Origin of the sequence: Microcoleus sp. Pol12B5, from assembly GCF_036701335.1 — a bacterium.
Classification (GTDB): domain Bacteria; phylum Cyanobacteriota; class Cyanobacteriia; order Cyanobacteriales; family Microcoleaceae; genus Microcoleus.
The window spans coordinates 173,913-189,624 of record NZ_JAUBQQ010000002.1; the positions used below are offsets into that span (position 1 = coordinate 173,913).

General features: G+C 45.2%; 14 protein-coding genes and 1 pseudogene. 12 read left to right on the forward strand and 3 right to left on the reverse strand.

Going from position 1 to position 15,712, the window contains the following annotated elements:
• The first annotated feature begins 55 nt into the window (after positions 1-55).
• Positions 56-349 (forward strand): NAD(P) transhydrogenase subunit alpha, encoded by a 294-nt coding sequence (locus tag QUA24_RS02035; RefSeq protein WP_006633295.1) that lies wholly within the window; start codon positions 56-58, stop codon positions 347-349.
• Positions 346-1,758 carry an NAD(P)(+) transhydrogenase (Re/Si-specific) subunit beta gene (locus QUA24_RS02040; RefSeq protein WP_333226802.1) on the forward strand — a complete coding sequence of 471 codons (1,413 nt, stop codon included), beginning with the start codon at positions 346-348 and terminating at the stop codon, positions 1,756-1,758. The genes QUA24_RS02035 and QUA24_RS02040 overlap by 4 nt, the downstream gene beginning before the upstream one ends.
• 98 nt (positions 1,759-1,856) lie before the next feature.
• Here the strand turns inward: QUA24_RS02040 and QUA24_RS02045 are convergent, their stop codons facing one another.
• Positions 1,857-2,219, reverse strand: a complete 363-nt coding sequence (locus tag QUA24_RS02045; RefSeq protein WP_333211406.1) for a tetratricopeptide repeat protein — start codon at positions 2,217-2,219, stop codon at positions 1,857-1,859.
• Positions 2,220-2,281: 62 nt separating this feature from the next.
• On the opposite strand from QUA24_RS02045, the gene QUA24_RS02050 reads away from it, so the two are divergent.
• Positions 2,282-2,761 carry a helix-turn-helix domain-containing protein gene (locus QUA24_RS02050; RefSeq protein ID WP_333226804.1) on the forward strand — a complete coding sequence of 160 codons (480 nt, stop codon included), beginning with the start codon at positions 2,282-2,284 and terminating at the stop codon, positions 2,759-2,761.
• On the opposite strand, the gene QUA24_RS02055 is transcribed toward QUA24_RS02050, so the two are convergent.
• Positions 2,758-3,027 carry a type II toxin-antitoxin system HicB family antitoxin gene (locus QUA24_RS02055; protein WP_333226806.1) on the reverse strand — a complete coding sequence of 90 codons (270 nt, stop codon included), beginning with the start codon at positions 3,025-3,027 and terminating at the stop codon, positions 2,758-2,760. The genes QUA24_RS02050 and QUA24_RS02055 overlap by 4 nt on opposite strands.
• Before the next feature lie 260 nt (positions 3,028-3,287).
• Here QUA24_RS02055 and QUA24_RS02060 point away from each other — a divergent pair, with 260 nt between their 5' ends.
• Positions 3,288-3,983: a hypothetical protein gene (locus QUA24_RS02060; RefSeq protein ID WP_333226808.1), complete on the forward strand. Its 696-nt coding sequence runs from the start codon at positions 3,288-3,290 to the stop codon at positions 3,981-3,983.
• 20 nt (positions 3,984-4,003) lie between these two features.
• Here QUA24_RS02060 and QUA24_RS02065 read toward each other — a convergent pair whose 3' ends face one another.
• Entirely contained in the window at positions 4,004-4,318 is a 315-nt protein-coding gene (locus QUA24_RS02065) for a hypothetical protein (RefSeq protein ID WP_333226810.1), read from the reverse strand.
• A gap of 205 nt (positions 4,319-4,523) precedes the next feature.
• On the opposite strand from QUA24_RS02065, the gene QUA24_RS02070 reads away from it, so the two are divergent.
• From QUA24_RS02070 to pruA, 8 genes and pseudogenes are all read left to right on the forward strand, one after another.
• Complete coding sequence (locus QUA24_RS02070) at positions 4,524-6,803, forward strand: N-6 DNA methylase (protein WP_333226812.1); 2,280 nt, start codon at positions 4,524-4,526, stop codon at positions 6,801-6,803.
• Positions 6,787-7,622, forward strand: a pseudogene (locus QUA24_RS02075) (type ISP restriction/modification enzyme). Before QUA24_RS02070 ends, QUA24_RS02075 begins: the two are co-directional and overlap by 17 nt.
• Positions 7,623-7,642: 20 nt before the next feature.
• Positions 7,643-7,969 (forward strand): DUF433 domain-containing protein, encoded by a 327-nt coding sequence (locus QUA24_RS02080; RefSeq protein WP_333226814.1) that lies wholly within the window; start codon positions 7,643-7,645, stop codon positions 7,967-7,969.
• A 56-nt stretch (positions 7,970-8,025) separates the two neighbouring features.
• Positions 8,026-8,352, forward strand: coding sequence for a DUF433 domain-containing protein (locus QUA24_RS02085; RefSeq protein ID WP_333226816.1), 327 nt, complete (start codon positions 8,026-8,028; stop codon positions 8,350-8,352).
• Positions 8,353-8,355: 3 nt separating this feature from the next.
• Positions 8,356-8,697 carry a DUF5615 family PIN-like protein gene (locus QUA24_RS02090; protein WP_333163649.1) on the forward strand — a complete coding sequence of 114 codons (342 nt, stop codon included), beginning with the start codon at positions 8,356-8,358 and terminating at the stop codon, positions 8,695-8,697.
• A 101-nt stretch (positions 8,698-8,798) separates the two neighbouring features.
• Positions 8,799-11,459, forward strand: a complete 2,661-nt coding sequence (locus QUA24_RS02095; RefSeq protein ID WP_333226818.1) for a protein-arginine deiminase family protein — start codon at positions 8,799-8,801, stop codon at positions 11,457-11,459.
• A gap of 199 nt (positions 11,460-11,658) precedes the next feature.
• Positions 11,659-12,582: a hypothetical protein gene (locus QUA24_RS02100; protein WP_333226820.1), complete on the forward strand. Its 924-nt coding sequence runs from the start codon at positions 11,659-11,661 to the stop codon at positions 12,580-12,582.
• 85 nt (positions 12,583-12,667) lie between these two features.
• Positions 12,668-15,643 carry an L-glutamate gamma-semialdehyde dehydrogenase gene (pruA, locus tag QUA24_RS02105; RefSeq protein ID WP_333226822.1) on the forward strand — a complete coding sequence of 992 codons (2,976 nt, stop codon included), beginning with the start codon at positions 12,668-12,670 and terminating at the stop codon, positions 15,641-15,643.
• The last annotated feature ends 69 nt before the right edge of the window (positions 15,644-15,712 follow it).

Sequence of the window (15,712 nt, forward strand, 5' to 3'; positions counted from 1 at the left end):
GACTGGCGGATGCAACCGGGAACGAGTTATTTCCAATTACCAATTACCAATTGTTATGGCAGAAGGATTGATTGCAGGTTTAGTGGTGTTTACTCTAGCGTCGTTTGTGGGATTTGAAGTAATTAATAAAGTCCCGCCGACGCTGCACACACCTTTGATGTCGGGATCGAATGCGATTTCGGGAATTGCCGTTTTAGGCGCAATTCTGATTTCTGGCCAAGGCAATGTGACTGTTACTTCGATTTTGGGGACAATCGCGATCGCCCTAGCCACAATTAACGTTGTCGGCGGTTTCTTAGTAACCGATCGAATGCTGCAAATGTTCAAGAAAAAAGAGGTTAAAGCGTGAGCGATTTTCTGCCCAGTGGCATTCAACTAGGTTATTTAGTTGCCGCATCTTTGTTTATTATCGGTTTGAAACAGTTGGGTTCCCCTGCAACTGCGCGTCAAGGGAATGTGTTAGCTGCGATCGGGATGTTAATTGCGATCGTCGGTACGTTGCTGGAAAAGCAAGTAGTCAGCTACGAATTGATTGCTGTCGGAATTATCGTCGGTTCCATTTTGGGAACAATTATGGCGAATACCGTGGCGATGACGGATATGCCGCAGATGGTGGGTTTGCTTAACGGTTTCGGGGGCGCGGCTTCTGCACTCGTTGCTGTGGGCGAATTCTGGCGCTATCTCAGCATCCCGGAATCGCCAACTCCAGACGCGACAATCACTATCCTTTTGGGTGTGCTGATTGGCGGAATTACTTTCACTGGTAGCCTTGTGGCGTTTGCGAAACTGCAAGAATTGCTACCGGGTGCGCCCATGACGTTTCCGCTGCAACAGCCGTTTAATGCCATGCTGGCGATCGCACTTTTAGCCGGCAGCGGTTATATGCTGACGAACCCGGAAAATGTGCCGGTATTCCTCGGTTTGGTGGCGATTTCCAATATTCTGGGAATCATGTTCGTGCTCCCGATTGGCGGTGGCGATATGCCGGTGGTGGTGTCGCTGCTTAACTCTTATTCGGGGATTGCGGCGAGTGTGGCTGGGTTCATTTTGATGAACAATATGCTGATTATCGCTGGTGCATTGGTGGGCGCGTCGGGGATTATTTTGACGCAAATCATGTGCAAGGGGATGAATCGATCGCTTTCTAGTGTGCTGTTTAGCGCCTTTGGTAGCGGTGGCGGTAGTGCTGCGGGTGCTGCTGGGGCTGCTGGTGATGCGATCGACAAAACTGTTCGCAGCATCAATCTCGAAGAAAGTGCGATGATGTTGGGTTATGCGCGATCGGTTGTAATTATTCCCGGTTACGGGATGGCTGTAGCGCAAGCACAGCACGCTGTGCGCGAGTTAGCCGACGGTTTGGAAAAAATGGGTGTTGACGTGAAATACGCGATTCACCCGGTGGCTGGGCGGATGCCGGGGCACATGAATGTGCTCTTAGCGGAAGCAAACGTGCCTTATCCGCAGTTGTACGATATGGACGATATCAATCCGCAGTTTGAAGAAACGGATGTGGCGTTGGTAATCGGGGCGAATGATGTGGTGAATCCGGCGGCGCGTCACGATACGGCGAGCCCGATTTATGGGATGCCGATTTTGGAGGTTGATAAGGCCAAACATACGATCGTGATTAAGCGCGGGATGAGTGCTGGTTTTTCCGGTGTAGATAATGAGTTGTTCTACAAGGATAAGACGATGATGTTGTTTGGTAGCGCTAAGGATGTGGTTGCCAAATTGGTTTCTGAGGTGAAGCAGTTGTAGGATTTTGCAACCGCAGATGAACGCGGATTAACGCGGATGATTAAACCCGGTTTCTTGGAGAAACCGGGTTTTTGTTTGGAGTTTGTTTTGGTGTTGTTTTATGCAATGCTAGCTTTGTTCACATATTCACTGGAAATCGGTGTATGTGAAAATCCTTGTTCTCTGGCTTTTTGAAACCATTTTTCTGCTTCAGTGCGATCGGCTGTTACACCATCAGCACCGCATAGATAAATTCCTGCTAAGTTGTTTGAGGCAACACCATAGCCTTGCTCAGCGGATTTGATGTACCATTTAATTGCTTCTAATATCATCCTTTCTCGACCTAATCCTAAATGGTACATACTGGCAATTATGCACTGGGATTCAGCATTTCCTTGTTCTGCTAGTGGTTTTAACAAGGTAAAGGCTTGGGTATAATCTTGGTTATTAAAAGCGGCTAGACCTTTTTCTAAGTCAGGCATTAACGGTCATTAATAAATTCAATATACTATAATAGCATTAAACCAATTCAGGAAACATTACCATGAACAGACAAAAAATACTTCTAGATCCGGTTTTACCAACAGAAGCAGAAACAAAAGCTATCAAATTGTTGGATAAAATGCTATGTCTCAAGACAGAAAGTGGTGATGCTGAGACATCCAAAGTAAAATTGGTGGAAGTTGGCGGGGAAGCGATCGCACTTCCTGAATCACTCTATCAATTGTTGTGTCAAGCTGCACATTTAATGGCGGCTGGTAAAGCAGTATCTTTAGTGCCTATTGAGCAAGATATGACTGTTGAAGAAGCTGCGACTTTGCTCAATGTGTCGCCACAATTTGTAGTCAAATTGCTCGATGATGGGGAAATTGCCTATGGAAAAGTAGGAAACCAGCGGCGGATAAGTTTGGCAAGTGCGATCGCCTATAAACAGCAGCGTAGTGTTAAGCGCCGTGAAATTCTCAAGGAATTAGCTGAGTTTAGCCAAGAAGAGGAATTGCATGAGACTAGAGTATACAGCTAGCAGGTTGATTCCGATTTTTGCAGATAAGATTCAACGTTATTATCAGAATATTTCGTAGGTTGTAGTGAAGGGCGATCGCTATGCAGCCGATTCTTGATTTCAGAAGCATCTGCTGTCTCAAAAAATAGTTCCAGCGCCTCGATCAGATTCCGTCGCGCTTCTTCTATATTGTCACCTTGGCTGGCAATATCGAGTTCCGGGCAAAGGGATACATATCCGTCGCCTTCTCGTTCAATAATTGCTGTCAACTGTTGTGTTGACTTCATAATTTGAAGTGGCGGACTGCCAAGCTCAAACAATTATAGTTTTACTTGAGATTATATCACATCTTTCGCTGTTCGGTGTATAGGGCGATCGCCCTATACAATGCTAGCTTGGTTTAAATAGTCACGGGCGATCGGTGCTAGTCAAATATACCTGCGATCGGAGATTTTTTAAATATAAGGAAATCCTAAAGAATTAATAGAAATGCAAAAATTGTACTAACCTTAGAGCTAAAGTCAAGTAAATTAAAAATTTTTCAACTATGTCAGATCAACCTTTTAATATCCGACAACTCAATGACCTAGATTATGACGAAGCAGAACCACTCCTGGAAGATTATCAGGAAACGCTAATCGAGCTATTTGTCAATTCTCCCGAAGGAGAAGAATACTGTAAAACTTATCCAGACGTTGGATTTTGGATCTCGCAGTTCATTTATTACGGTTTCGGCTATGAAGGTTTTACGCTGCCTCGCATGAAAGTGGAAGATGTGGCAACTGTAGTCGAAGAGTTGTTTCCCAGGAAAGTCAGTTTGCTTTCGCCGGAAGAAGGTGAAAATGCTATCCCGGAATTATTGGCGTTCTGGCAATTTTTGAAGCGAGAATTTAAACTGCGAAATGCCACTTCAATTATCAAATACCTGCGGGATATCGAGCCGGAATTTAAGGATATTATGGAAGATTCCTCTAAATTTGGATTTGCCAAATCCTTTGTAACGCTCGGTCATCAAGCAGGGTTTGATATGAGTACGGGGGAAGGTCTAACACAATTTCAGGAGATATATAATGCCAGCATTGCTCCTATAATGGCAGCTAAAAACTCTGATACATCGGGATTTTCCAGCAAACCGATAAGTGGTAGTGGTGTCAATGAATCTAAAGCAAGTAAAGAAAAACAAAAAAAAGCAAAAAATACGGCGGCTGAATCGAGAAAACGCAACCGCACTAAGAAAAAATGAGGTTTAGCAAGTATCTATCCTCACTTTACTCTTCTTCTGATTCTTCTCAGCATCCTGTTAGCTTCTTCCCTCCCGCGCAACTTCCAAACTAATAAATAACATATCAACTGAAACCCGAATATCCCTAATACGATCGCACTTTCTTCCGGTGAGTTGGTAGTTCTATCGAACTTCCCACTCTTCGGACTTGCTTGGATGTTGTTAGTTCGATCGATCGTGCGATCGTCCGCTTGCAAGCTAAAATTGTGTTGTTCGATCGCATTACTATTTTTAAATTTTCGATCTATTTCTTGAAATGACTTCGCCTGTTCGCAGCTTGTTAAGGATAATCCCATAAGGATAAAAATTAGGAAATAACAGCGACATTTCATGATTTTTACCTTGCTGTCAGCGAAAAAGAGAATAAATCCATATAGGGCTTACTGACTCCGACAAAGAAACCTGGTTTCTGGGCCCCTATCTCCAGGACTATTCTATCTACTATAATAGCATTAAACGAATTCAGGAAACATTTCCAAACTCAACCAGGAAACTGATTCAATGCCGTCTCTATCTTTTGATGCTTACCTCAAGTCAATTCAAAATAACCTGCAAAAAGGTAGCGAGCGCAGCCATTATCCAGCGCTGAAAAATTTGCTGGATGACTCAGACAAGGGCATTGATGCCGTCATTGAAGAAAAAGGAAACAAGGCAGGGATTCCAGACTTTACCGTGCGGCGGCGGGAACTACTGGTGGGTTATGTAGAAGCCAAAGACGTTGGGCTAGATTTGGATCAGATAGAAAAATCGGAGCAATTGCAGCGGTATATAGAAGCGTTTCCGAATCTAGTATTGACTAATTATTTAGAGTTTCGTTGGTATGTGAATGGGAAGCGCAGGCAGAAGGAAATTTTAGCAGATCGTAATGAGAATAAGTTGCAAATAAGGGCTACAGAAAAAATTGCGGCTCTGTTAGATCAGTTTATCAATTATACAGTCGAGATTATCAGCAGTCCTGAAGACCTGGCGCGACAGATGGCGAGGTTGACGAAGGCAATTCGGTTAGCAACAACAACTGCGCTGGAGGGAGAAAGGAAAGACGGCGAATTGCATCAACTGAAACAGGGCTTTAGTGAGGTGTTGTTGCCCGATTTGAATGATGCTGACTTTGCTGATATGTATGCTCAGACGATTTCTTATGGGTTATTTGCGGCAAGAGTTGGTCATGCTCAAAATCCAGGGTGTGAACCGTTTACTCGGCGCACGGCGGGCACGTATATTCCGGCAACAAACCCATTTTTGAAGCGATTGTTTAATACGATCGTCGAAACGGATGCAGTCAGTCAGATCGATTGGGCGATCGACGATTTGGTGCAATTGCTGTCTCAGGTTGATATGGGCAGCATTCTCGAAAACTTTGGGCAGCGCACTCGGCAAGAAGACCCGGTGGTGCATTTTTATGAAACGTTTTTGGCGGCGTATAACGCAGCTTTGCGAAAGAGTCGAGGGGTTTATTATACACCGGAACCTGTGGTGTCGTTTATTGTGCGATCGGTTGATGCCATTCTCAAAGACCGCTTCGATTTGCCATTGGGATTAGCGGATAACGCCAAAGATCCAGTAACACAAAAGCCGAAAGTTCAAATTCTCGACCCTGCAACGGGGACAGGTACATTTTTGTATGAAGTGGTCAAGCAAATTTACCGCAATTTAGAAGAAATTGGCATGGCGAATCAGTGGGATAGCTATGTGCGAGATAATTTGCTGAATCGATTGTTTGGATTTGAGTTATTGATGGCTCCCTATGCCATTGCTCACCTGAAGCTAGGGCTAGAACTTCAAGAACTTGGTTACAAATTTAAGGGCAAACAACGATTAGGCATTTACCTCACGAATACGCTGGATGAAGCACTGAAAAAGTCAGAGATTTTGTTTGGTCAGTTTGTCGCAGAGGAAGCAAACGAAGCTTCGACGGTGAAGCGAGATGTGCCTGTGATGGTGGTGTTGGGCAATCCGCCCTATTCAGGACATTCGGCAAATAAAAGCGAGTGGATCGCTGGTTTAGTTCGCGATTATTACTATGTGAACGGTTTACCGCTAGGAGAACAAAATCCTAAATATTTGCAAGATGATTATGTAAAATTTATTCGCTTTGGACAGTGGCGAGTCAGTGAGACAGGTTATGGCGTTTTAGCATTTATTACTAATAATGGTTACTTGGATAATCCAACTTTTAGAGGAATGCGTCAGAACTTGATGCAAACATTTACCGATATTTATATCTTAGATTTACACGGCAACTCGAAGAAAAAAGAACTTAGCCCTGATGGTTCACCCGATAAAAACGTCTTTGATATTCAGCAGGGTGTTAGCATCGGATTTTTTATTAAAGAACCTGGAAAAAAAGGTGTGGCAAATGTTCATCATGCTGATCTTTGGGGAGATCGAGCGACTAAGTATGAAATTTTGAATCAAAGTTGTATTGACGATGTTGATTGGAAAGTGATCGCACCTCAATTACCGTTTTATTTATTCTGTCCTCAAAACACCGACTCACTAGCAGAATATAATACAGGCTGGAAAATTACCGAAATTATGCCAGTTAACTCAACAGGGGTCAAAAGTCATCGAGATCATTTCGTATTTGATTTTGATTTATCAGAACTCCGCACGCGAATAGATAAATTTAGAGACTTAAGCATTTCAGATCAAGAAATTAGCAAAACCTATGATATTCAAGATACGAGAGATTGGAAATTAAGCCAAAGCCGACGATCGCTCAAATCAAACCCTGATTGGGAAAACTATTTTACACAATGCCTGTATGTATCGCCCGTTTGACTGGAGAGCTTATTATCACCACGAAGATGTAGTCGAACTTCCAAGAAGTGAGGTTATGCGTCACCTGATAGAAAAGGAAGAAAATTTGTGTTTAGGAGTTGGACGGCAGGGGATGGCTGTAAATGATCTTCAATGGTCATTAATCTCTGTTTCTAGCGAGCCGATAGATGTAAATATTTTTCGGAGAGGTGGTGTTAATGTTTTTCCTCTCTATCTCTACCCTGATACTACAAATCAACAAAGCAGTTTATTTGTTGAGAAATCTCCGAATCTCTCCTCAGATTTTATGAACGCAGTCCAACTAAAGCTTGGCTACATTCCCACACCAGAAGCCATCTTTTACTACATCTACGCCATCTTCCATAGCCCCACCTATCGCCAACGCTACGCCGAATTCCTCAAAATCGACTTTCCTCGTGTGCCTTTGACCAGCAACGACCAGCTATTCAAAGACTTGGGTGCAAAAGGTCAGGCATTGGTAGACCTGCACCTGATGAAATCGAAAAAGCTGAATAAGCTGATTACTAAAATGAGTGGCGATGGTGACAATGCCGTTACCGAAGTTACCTATAAACCCGCAGAACAACGAGTTTATATCAACAAAACCCGCTATTTTGAAGGCATCGCCCCGAAGTTTGGGAGTTTAAAATTGGCGGTTATCAGGTTTTAGACAAATGGCTCAAAGACCGTAAGAAAGCCAAACGCACTTTATCCTTTGATGATGTACTGCACTATCAAAAGGTGGTGGTTGCGCTCAAAGAAACCATGCAACTGATGGTAGAAATCGATCTACTGATTCCTGGTTTTCCCCTAGAGTAAAGTTTATGAGATCGTAAAAAATGACACTGAAAGAATTAGAAAAACAACTCCTTGCCTTAACTCCCGCTGAAAAAACTCAGGCAATACAGCTATTAGTTCAAAGTTTAAGCAATACTTGGCAAGGAATCGAAAAAACTCCCGGCGTGTGTGGTGGGGATGCTAGAATTGCCAAGACTCGCATACCTATTTGGTCGCTGGTAAATTATCGCATTCTGGGTGCAAGTGATGTGCGGATTTTGCAAGACTTTCCTCATTTGAGTGCAGCAGATTTGGCGAATGCTTGGGCTTATGCTGAGGCCCACCCAGAGGAAATTGAAGCTGCGATCGCTAGAAACGGGGAAGCCTAAAACATGGCGCGAATTTGCTATAATCTAACTAATATCAAATCCGAGCGATCGCACTTATGACTATACAAGAATTAGAAACTCAAGTCTTAACCTTAAATCTCGCTGATAAAGCTAAACTAATCAGTATCCTAACTCAAAATTTAACCAACGGTTCTTTAGGCATTAAAAAGACTCCCGGTGTCTGTGGAGGGGATGCCTGTGTCGGCAATACTCGCATACAAGTTTGGGTACTGGTGGGTTATCGCCGTCTCGGATGCAGCGATGCGGAACTTTTTAAGTGCTATCCCCATTTGACTGCGGCTGATTTAGTCAATGCTTGGGCTTATGCTGATGCTTACCCAGAAGAAATTGAACAAGCAATTAGAGAAAATGAGGAAGCCTAAAACATGGCGCGACTTTATGCAGACGAACAGTATCCGTTGCCAGTAGTTGAGTTTCTTCGACCTTTAGGTCACGATGTATTAACAGTTCAAGAAGCCGGAAACGCAGGATTAGGAATTCCTGATGAGGATGTATTGGCTTTTGCAGTGAGTAATGAGCGAGCAGTTTTGACTCTCAATCGAGGGGATTTCATTCGACTGCATCGCTCACAACCCAACCATGCTGGTATTATCATTTGTACTCAAGATAGCAACTGGGAAAGACAGGCGACCCGAATTAATGAGGCTATTTCTGCGATCGATACTTTGAACGGTAAATTGATTCGAGTTAACCGTCCTTCGACATGAAAAAAAGCCGATCGCCCTTCCCGCCCCAAAAACCCTATAATTAAATCCCCAATTGCTCCCAATATTAGGTAAAATTATTGGCGTGTCTGAGGATAAACTATATGCGCTGGGTTCGATATATTGCGATCGCGATCGTCAATGGTTTCGGTGTCGTCATCGGTATTATTTGGGTTGCAGTCCCCACAACAGTGGCTCAACCTTCCCTAAACTACCAACTCGCACTCTCCGGGCGACAGTCAGAGGGCGCAAATCCGCAATCCCTTTCCGAACTCTACAAATTGCGCGATCGCCTGAAAGTACAATTAGATAACCTTGCCAAAAATCCCGACAGCGCCCCGTTTCCTGCTGAACTTTGGAAATCAGCAATCCACCGCCAGCAATCCCAAACTCTGACGCAGCAACTCGAAAACGTTCAAAGTCAGATTCAAATAGAAGAAAGAGCCAAATATAATTGGGACGAGGCTGCTAAATTTGCCGCCCAAGCAGTCTTAATTGGACGCACTTCTAATCCTTCTTCTGCTACTTGGGAACAGTCGCAACGCCTGTGGCAAATTGCTATCAATACGCTGCGACTCATTCCTCACGATTCTTTTTTGGCCGATGGGGCGATCGACAAAACCATCGAATATCAAGGAAACCTCAGTGTCGCTACCTATGAAATGCAAGTTGCACGTTCAGTTGAGAAAATTAGAGCCGAGGAAGAAGAGATAAGAGAGCGAGCTCGCAAAGAGCAAGAGAAAAAAGAATTTGCTCGTCGAGAAATAGAGAGAAAAGAGCAAGAGAAAAAAGACCGGGCTAGAAAAGAACTAGAAAGGCAAGAGTTTGAGAAGCAAGAATTAGCCCGTAAAGAGCTTGAAAGGCAAGAATTAGCCCGTAAAGAACTAGAAAGGCAAGAGTTTGAAAAGCAAGAATTAGCCCGTAAAGAACTTGAAAGGCAAGAATTCCAAAGGCAAGAGTTAGCTAGACAAGAACTTGAAAGGCAAGAAGCAGCCAGGAAAGAACTGGAAAGACAAGAACTTGAAAAGCAAGAGTTAGCTAGACAAGAACTTGAAAGGCAAGAGTTAGCCAGACAAGAATTAGCCCGACAAGAACTTGAAAGACAAGAGTTAGAGAGAAATCAAAATCAGCAAGCAACTTCTCAACCAACTCCTGAATCAACTGCAACACCAACTCCCACCCCAGTTACACCCGCCGCGTCGCCGCCGAACTTTTTCTTTGCGGGAGATACCAACAGAGATGGCCAAATTAACGAGCAAGACGAAGCTGGAAAAGAACAATGGTCTTTGTCCAAGGGCGCGCTAATTTTATTTAACGATCGCAATAACGATGGCGGTAAGATACCGACTTGGAAACAAACCAAAGTTAGCGCTCCCCGCCGTGCAGCAATGCTTTCTCAAGTTAACTTAAACCTGTCTGAAAACTTCAAAACCTCTCAGTTATTTATCACGGCTGACAGCATTGCCAGCCCTCACATCAGCGTTTTTCAGAAGACGGGCGAGGGCTGGCAACCTGTAGATATATCCGGTGCTCAACCTCTAGTTTTCAGCACGAATATTGTTTTAGGTGTCGAAGCAAAACAATTTGCTGATCGCAATTGGAACGGCACTGTTAATCTCAAAGCAACTGCCCAAAACAACGGTCAAGAAATCGCCTCCACAACAATTCAAATGGGCGTTAGTCCTTGGATAATAGCGCCCAATACAGCACCAGTAACCGAAGTTCAGGTCAGCGACAGAGGCGCAGTCAACAGCGAATTTATCTCGCAACTAAAACAAGCAGTAGAACCCACGGGCGCCAAAGTAAAAATTCTCCAGGGCGATCGCACTTGGATGCAAGATACCCAGAAAAACGGCTACGTTCAATTGCCAGAACAATCCGAAATACGCCTTTTTAATGTAGCCCTCAAAAGCAATAGCGAGCCAGAGAAAAACCCCCCTGTTAAATCAACTCAAGACCGGGATTTGAAAGTAGTGAAAATTGGCAATCCTCGTTCTTTAGACCCTGTAAGTCAGTGGTCCGACGGATACGGCAATTTGCAGGTAACACCGCCGATTCCCGGACACCCAATGGGTCGAGTTTATTACGGGAATTCGGGAAATTCTAGTTTTAATCCAGAGGTACTTGATTTTATTCAAGCTCAGAGAATTCAAGGGCCGCCAGTGGATATTGATACTTCTTGGCTTTTGACTCGCCAAGTCGATGAAATTATCAATTTTATTCCCACTCAAACTCCCGGACAATATGTAATGGCGATCGCCAGTCCCGAAGCCGGAGTTAAGCTGTTGGAAGAATTGGAGGGAAGAGGTTACGGCGATGTGGCGATCAATCGTGGTTTGAGCACTCAAACAACTGTCAGCACCGCCTTGAAAAACCGTGCTTTAATTCAACACAATCTCTATTTGCAAAATCAGAAACTTAATCCGATTATAGAGAAGTTGAAAAGAGAGTTCTTACTCGGAGACGACCAAATTGTTCAAGTTCCAGTGATGTTTGGCTACAGCGGTTATGCTTGGTGGCCGAATATGGTCAATTCGGTGCCAGTTAACGGCAAGTTGTTAGTTTCAAATCCGCGCGGGCCAATGATTGACGGGGTAGATTACACTCAGGAAAGATTGCGCCAACTGCTGCTTCCTGCTGGCGTCAGCGTTAGTTTTCTGGATGACAGGTATTATCAAGAATTGAAAGGAAACGTGCAGTCGGCGACGAATACTGTGAGGAAGCCAGAAGACCGGCCTTTTTGGCAGTCTTTGCCTAATAATTGAGTTCTGTAGTAATTTGCGAGCGCAATTTGTGCTCAATATTTACCGAAAGTTGGTAAATTGCGATCGCCCCAGCAGATAGATTTCTAGATAGACACGGACGGCATTTTGTTAATAGCCGTGCCGTATGGATGCTGTGCAGGCGATCGCACCAGTAACGTAAAATGTCTAAAAGCGGTCTTTGTAAAATAAATTTAGCCCCATGAGCGACGAACAGGAAAAAAAACAAGTTTTGACTCAGCAACCAGAAACAATTTCTCCTACCAGCGATGAGTTCGATCGCAGTGAAATTGCCAGTGCCGATGCACCTTCAGCATCAGTAGAAACTCCCGCAGAAATTGTCGCGCCAGAAGATATTTCAACCCTCATCCACGAAGCCGAAACAATTCCCCTTGGCGCCGATATCGCGCCGGAAACAACTCCACTTGCAAGTTATCCGCCTCCAACAATTCCAACTGCCAACCCTGAACCAAAACCAGCTCGCTCGTGGCAAATATTAGCAGTTTTTCTCAGCGGAATGTTAGTCGGTTCCGTCCTTAGTCTTGGCAGTTTGCTAGCGTGGAAAATGTATCAGGAAAGAGCGAACCTGCAAATCAAACTGCCCGCTGACGTACCCCTCCCCGAAAGCCCTCCGCCTGTCGCAACAGCGCCCGCCAACCGCCGGCCCGGACTTCCCCCAGCACCTGGAACTCGACTGCCCGCCACAATCTATCCGTCGCCCCGTCCCACTCAAATACCCTCTGTGTCTGGCGTTCCGCAACTTGCTTCGCCGTCACCCTCGCCGTTGCCGTTGCCTTCTCCTTCTCCTTCTCCCGCGGCGGTTGAAACCCCTGTAACCGAGCGAGTTTACTTTCAAGCTGGTGCTACGGGAACTACTCTGAGCAATAGTTTGCGAGCCAACATATCCAGGCGCTACTTACTGGAGTGCAATAGCGGCCAAAGCATGACAATTAATGTTCAAGAAGGTCAAGTTAGCGCCGCAATTATTGCTCCTAACGGTGAAAACTTAGGTACTGCTAACAGCACAGGTCAGTGGCAAGGTCAACTAGCTAGTAGCGGCGATTATACTATTGAAATTTCAGGCGATCGCCAAGCAAACTACCAAGTTAAGATTGAAGTCAAATAGCAACTATAATTGTATCAGGGGGTAGTTACACAATACATAAACCCGCCCTGGTTGCCAATTACAAATTACCCATTACTAATTACCAATGGTTGCACAAATATCTCCAAGCATCTACGAAGCAAAAACCCAAGAAATTGCCAAAGAAATACTGAAGGCAACTCAAGACAAAAAGCGATCTTTTTTCGGTCAACTGCAAGACCAAATGCGCTGGGATGACAAACTAATGGATTGGGCGATGGCTAGCCCCGGACTGCGGGTGCAATTGTTTCGATTTATTGACTGTTTGCCGGCACTCCGCAGCAAGCCGGAAATTGCCCGCCACCTGCAAGAATACCTGACCGCTGAAGAGGTAGAATTGCCCGAAGCTTTGAAAAAATTGCTCAATTTTACTAACGCTGATTCGATTCCTGGACAATTGGCTGCGACGACGGTTGCGCCTGCGGTGGAAACTTTGGCGCACAAGTATATTTCTGGGGAAAATATCAAGCAGGTAGTTAAAACTTTAGAGCGACTTCGCAAAGATAAAATGGGTTTTACAGTTGACCTTTTGGGGGAAGCTGTCATCACTGAAACTGAGGCGCAAATTTATCTTAACCGCTATTTGGAATTGATGGAGGAACTCGCGAAGGCAGCGAAGAATTGGCCGCAGGTAGATGCAATTGACAAAGCAGACGGCGAAACTCTGCCACGAGTGCAAGTATCGGTAAAGCTAACAGCTTTTTATTCTCAGTTTGACCCTTTGGATGCTAAAGGTAGTGAGGAGAAAGTAAGCGAGAGAATTCGCATTTTACTGCGCCGCGCGAAGGAGTTGGGAGCGGCCGTTCATTTCGATATGGAACAGTATGCCTACAAAAGTTTAACTCTGACAATTCTCAAAGACTTATTGTTAGAGGAAGAGTTTCGCAGTCGCACGGATATTGGAATTACATTGCAAGCATATTTGCGCGACAGTGCCCAAGATTTGCGAAACCTGATTTCCTGGGTAAAAAAACGCGGAAATCCAGTAACAGTGCGGCTGGTAAAAGGCGCTTACTGGGATCAGGAAACTATCAAAGCGATGCAGAAAGATTGGCCGCAGCCGGTCTACAATGACAAAGTTGCTACGGATGCAAATTTCGAGCAGATGACGCAGTTGCTGTTAGAAAATCACGAATATTTGTATGCAGCTATTGGCAGTCATAATGTACGATCGCAAGCGAAGGCGATCGCCATTGCCGAAACTCTCAATATACCGCGCCGCCGCTTTGAAATGCAAGTGCTGTACGGCATGGGCGACAGATTGGCTAAGCTTTTGGTCGATCGGGGTTATCGCGTCCGAGTCTACTGCCCCTACGGCGATTTGCTGCCGGGAATGGCTTATTTGATCCGCCGTTTGCTGGAAAATACCGCTAACAGTTCTTTCATCCGGCAAAGTTCCGAAGAAATGCCGATCGAACAATTGTTAGCCGCGCCCGTTGCTAACGGAAATGACCAGCTAGTTTACAGCAAAGTATTTCCCAACGTTGCCGATACCGACTACGCCAATACCAAATTGCGGCAACAAGCAGAAACAGCCATCAAATCAGTGCGCGCCAACTTAGGCAAAACCTATTTACCCCTAATCAATGGCGAGTACCAAAATACCGAAGCAACCGTTAACTCTCTCAACCCTTCCAATCCCACAGAAGTAGTCGGCACCATCGGATTGCTTTCCGAAGAACAAGCCAAACAAGCCCTTGAAGCAGCAAAAGAAGCCTCCACCAGTTGGCGAAAAACCCCCGTCCGCCAGCGCGCAGGCGTCCTCCGCAAAGCCGCAGAGTTGATGGAACAGCGGCGGCATGAACTGTCAGCTTGGATGGTGTTTGAAGTCGGCAAACCCGTCAGAGAATGCGATGCCGAAGTCTCCGAGGCTATTGATTTTTGCCGCTATTACGCAGACGAAATGGAACGGTTAGAACAAGGTAAAAATTACGATATACCCGGAGAAACTAACCGCTACACCTATCAGCCGCGCGGCATTTCTTTAATCATTTCGCCTTGGAATTTTCCCCTCGCAATTCCCGTCGGCATGACAGTTGCATCGCTGGTGGCAGGCAATTGTACTTTACTCAAGCCTGCGGAAGTTTCCTCAGTAATTGCAGCAAAAATCACAGAAATTTTGCTAGAAGCCGGAATCCCCAAAGGCGTATTTCAATACGTGCCTTGCAAAGGTTCAACCGTCGGCGCTTACATGGTGAAACATCCTGAAGTTCACATGATTACTTTCACCGGTTCTCAGGAAGTTGGCTGTCGGATTTATGCCGATGCTGCGATTTTGCAGCCGGGGCAAAAACACCTGAAACGAGTAATTGCTGAAATGGGCGGCAAGAATGCAATTATTGTCGATGAAAGTGCGGATTTAGACCAAGCAGTTGCAGGCGTAGTTTATTCGGCATTTGGCTACAGCGGCCAAAAATGTTCCGCTTGTTCGCGAGTAATTGTGGTCGAGTCGGTGTACGATAATTTTGTGGCAAGATTGGTAGAAGCGACGCGATCGCTCAATGTCGGCCCTGCAGAAAATCCCGGCACTCAAGTCGGCCCTGTGATCGATGCAAATGCCCATTCCCGCATCCGCGAATACATCGAAAAAGGCCGCGCCGAAGCTAAAATAGCTTTAGAAATGCCGGCACCGGAAACCGGTTATTTTGTCGGCCCAGTCATTGTTACGGAAATATCGCCCACAGCAACTATCGCCCAAGAAGAAATTTTCGGCCCGGTTTTGTCTGTGATTCGGGCAAAGAATTTCAGCGAAGCGATTGCTATTGCTAACGGCACGAATTTTGCTTTAACCGGCGGATTGTATTCTCGCACGCCTTCGCATATCGATCGAGCCGCATCCGATTTTGAAGTCGGAAACCTGTACATCAATCGCGGAATCACCGGCGCTGTGGTATCGCGGCAACCCTTCGGAGGATTCAAACTTTCGGGAGTTGGTTCTAAAGCGGGTGGCCCGGATTATTTGCTGCAATTCCTCGAACCCCGCACCATAACCGAAAATATTCAGCGGCAAGGTTTTGCACCGATTGAAGGAGTAGATGATTAATCTCAAATTCGTTTGATTAAGATTTGATACCCGACTTCTTTAAGAAGTCGGGTATATGCTATCTTGGTT

Coding starts and splice junctions, on each gene's coding strand:
- QUA24_RS02035 (WP_006633295.1), top strand. CDS start 56: ATGGCAGAAGGATTGATTGCAGGTTTAGTGGTGTTTACTCTAGCGTCG.
- QUA24_RS02045 (WP_333211406.1), bottom strand. CDS start 2,219: ATGCCTGACTTAGAAAAAGGTCTAGCCGCTTTTAATAACCAAGATTAT.
- QUA24_RS02050 (WP_333226804.1), top strand. CDS start 2,282: ATGAACAGACAAAAAATACTTCTAGATCCGGTTTTACCAACAGAAGCA.
- QUA24_RS02055 (WP_333226806.1), bottom strand. CDS start 3,027: ATGAAGTCAACACAACAGTTGACAGCAATTATTGAACGAGAAGGCGAC.
- QUA24_RS02060 (WP_333226808.1), top strand. CDS start 3,288: ATGTCAGATCAACCTTTTAATATCCGACAACTCAATGACCTAGATTAT.
- QUA24_RS02065 (WP_333226810.1), bottom strand. CDS start 4,318: ATGGGATTATCCTTAACAAGCTGCGAACAGGCGAAGTCATTTCAAGAA.
- QUA24_RS02070 (WP_333226812.1), top strand. CDS start 4,524: ATGCCGTCTCTATCTTTTGATGCTTACCTCAAGTCAATTCAAAATAAC.
- QUA24_RS02080 (WP_333226814.1), top strand. CDS start 7,643: ATGACACTGAAAGAATTAGAAAAACAACTCCTTGCCTTAACTCCCGCT.
- QUA24_RS02085 (WP_333226816.1), top strand. CDS start 8,026: ATGACTATACAAGAATTAGAAACTCAAGTCTTAACCTTAAATCTCGCT.
- QUA24_RS02090 (WP_333163649.1), top strand. CDS start 8,356: ATGGCGCGACTTTATGCAGACGAACAGTATCCGTTGCCAGTAGTTGAG.
- QUA24_RS02095 (WP_333226818.1), top strand. CDS start 8,799: ATGCGCTGGGTTCGATATATTGCGATCGCGATCGTCAATGGTTTCGGT.
- QUA24_RS02100 (WP_333226820.1), top strand. CDS start 11,659: ATGAGCGACGAACAGGAAAAAAAACAAGTTTTGACTCAGCAACCAGAA.
- pruA (WP_333226822.1), top strand. CDS start 12,668: ATGGTTGCACAAATATCTCCAAGCATCTACGAAGCAAAAACCCAAGAA.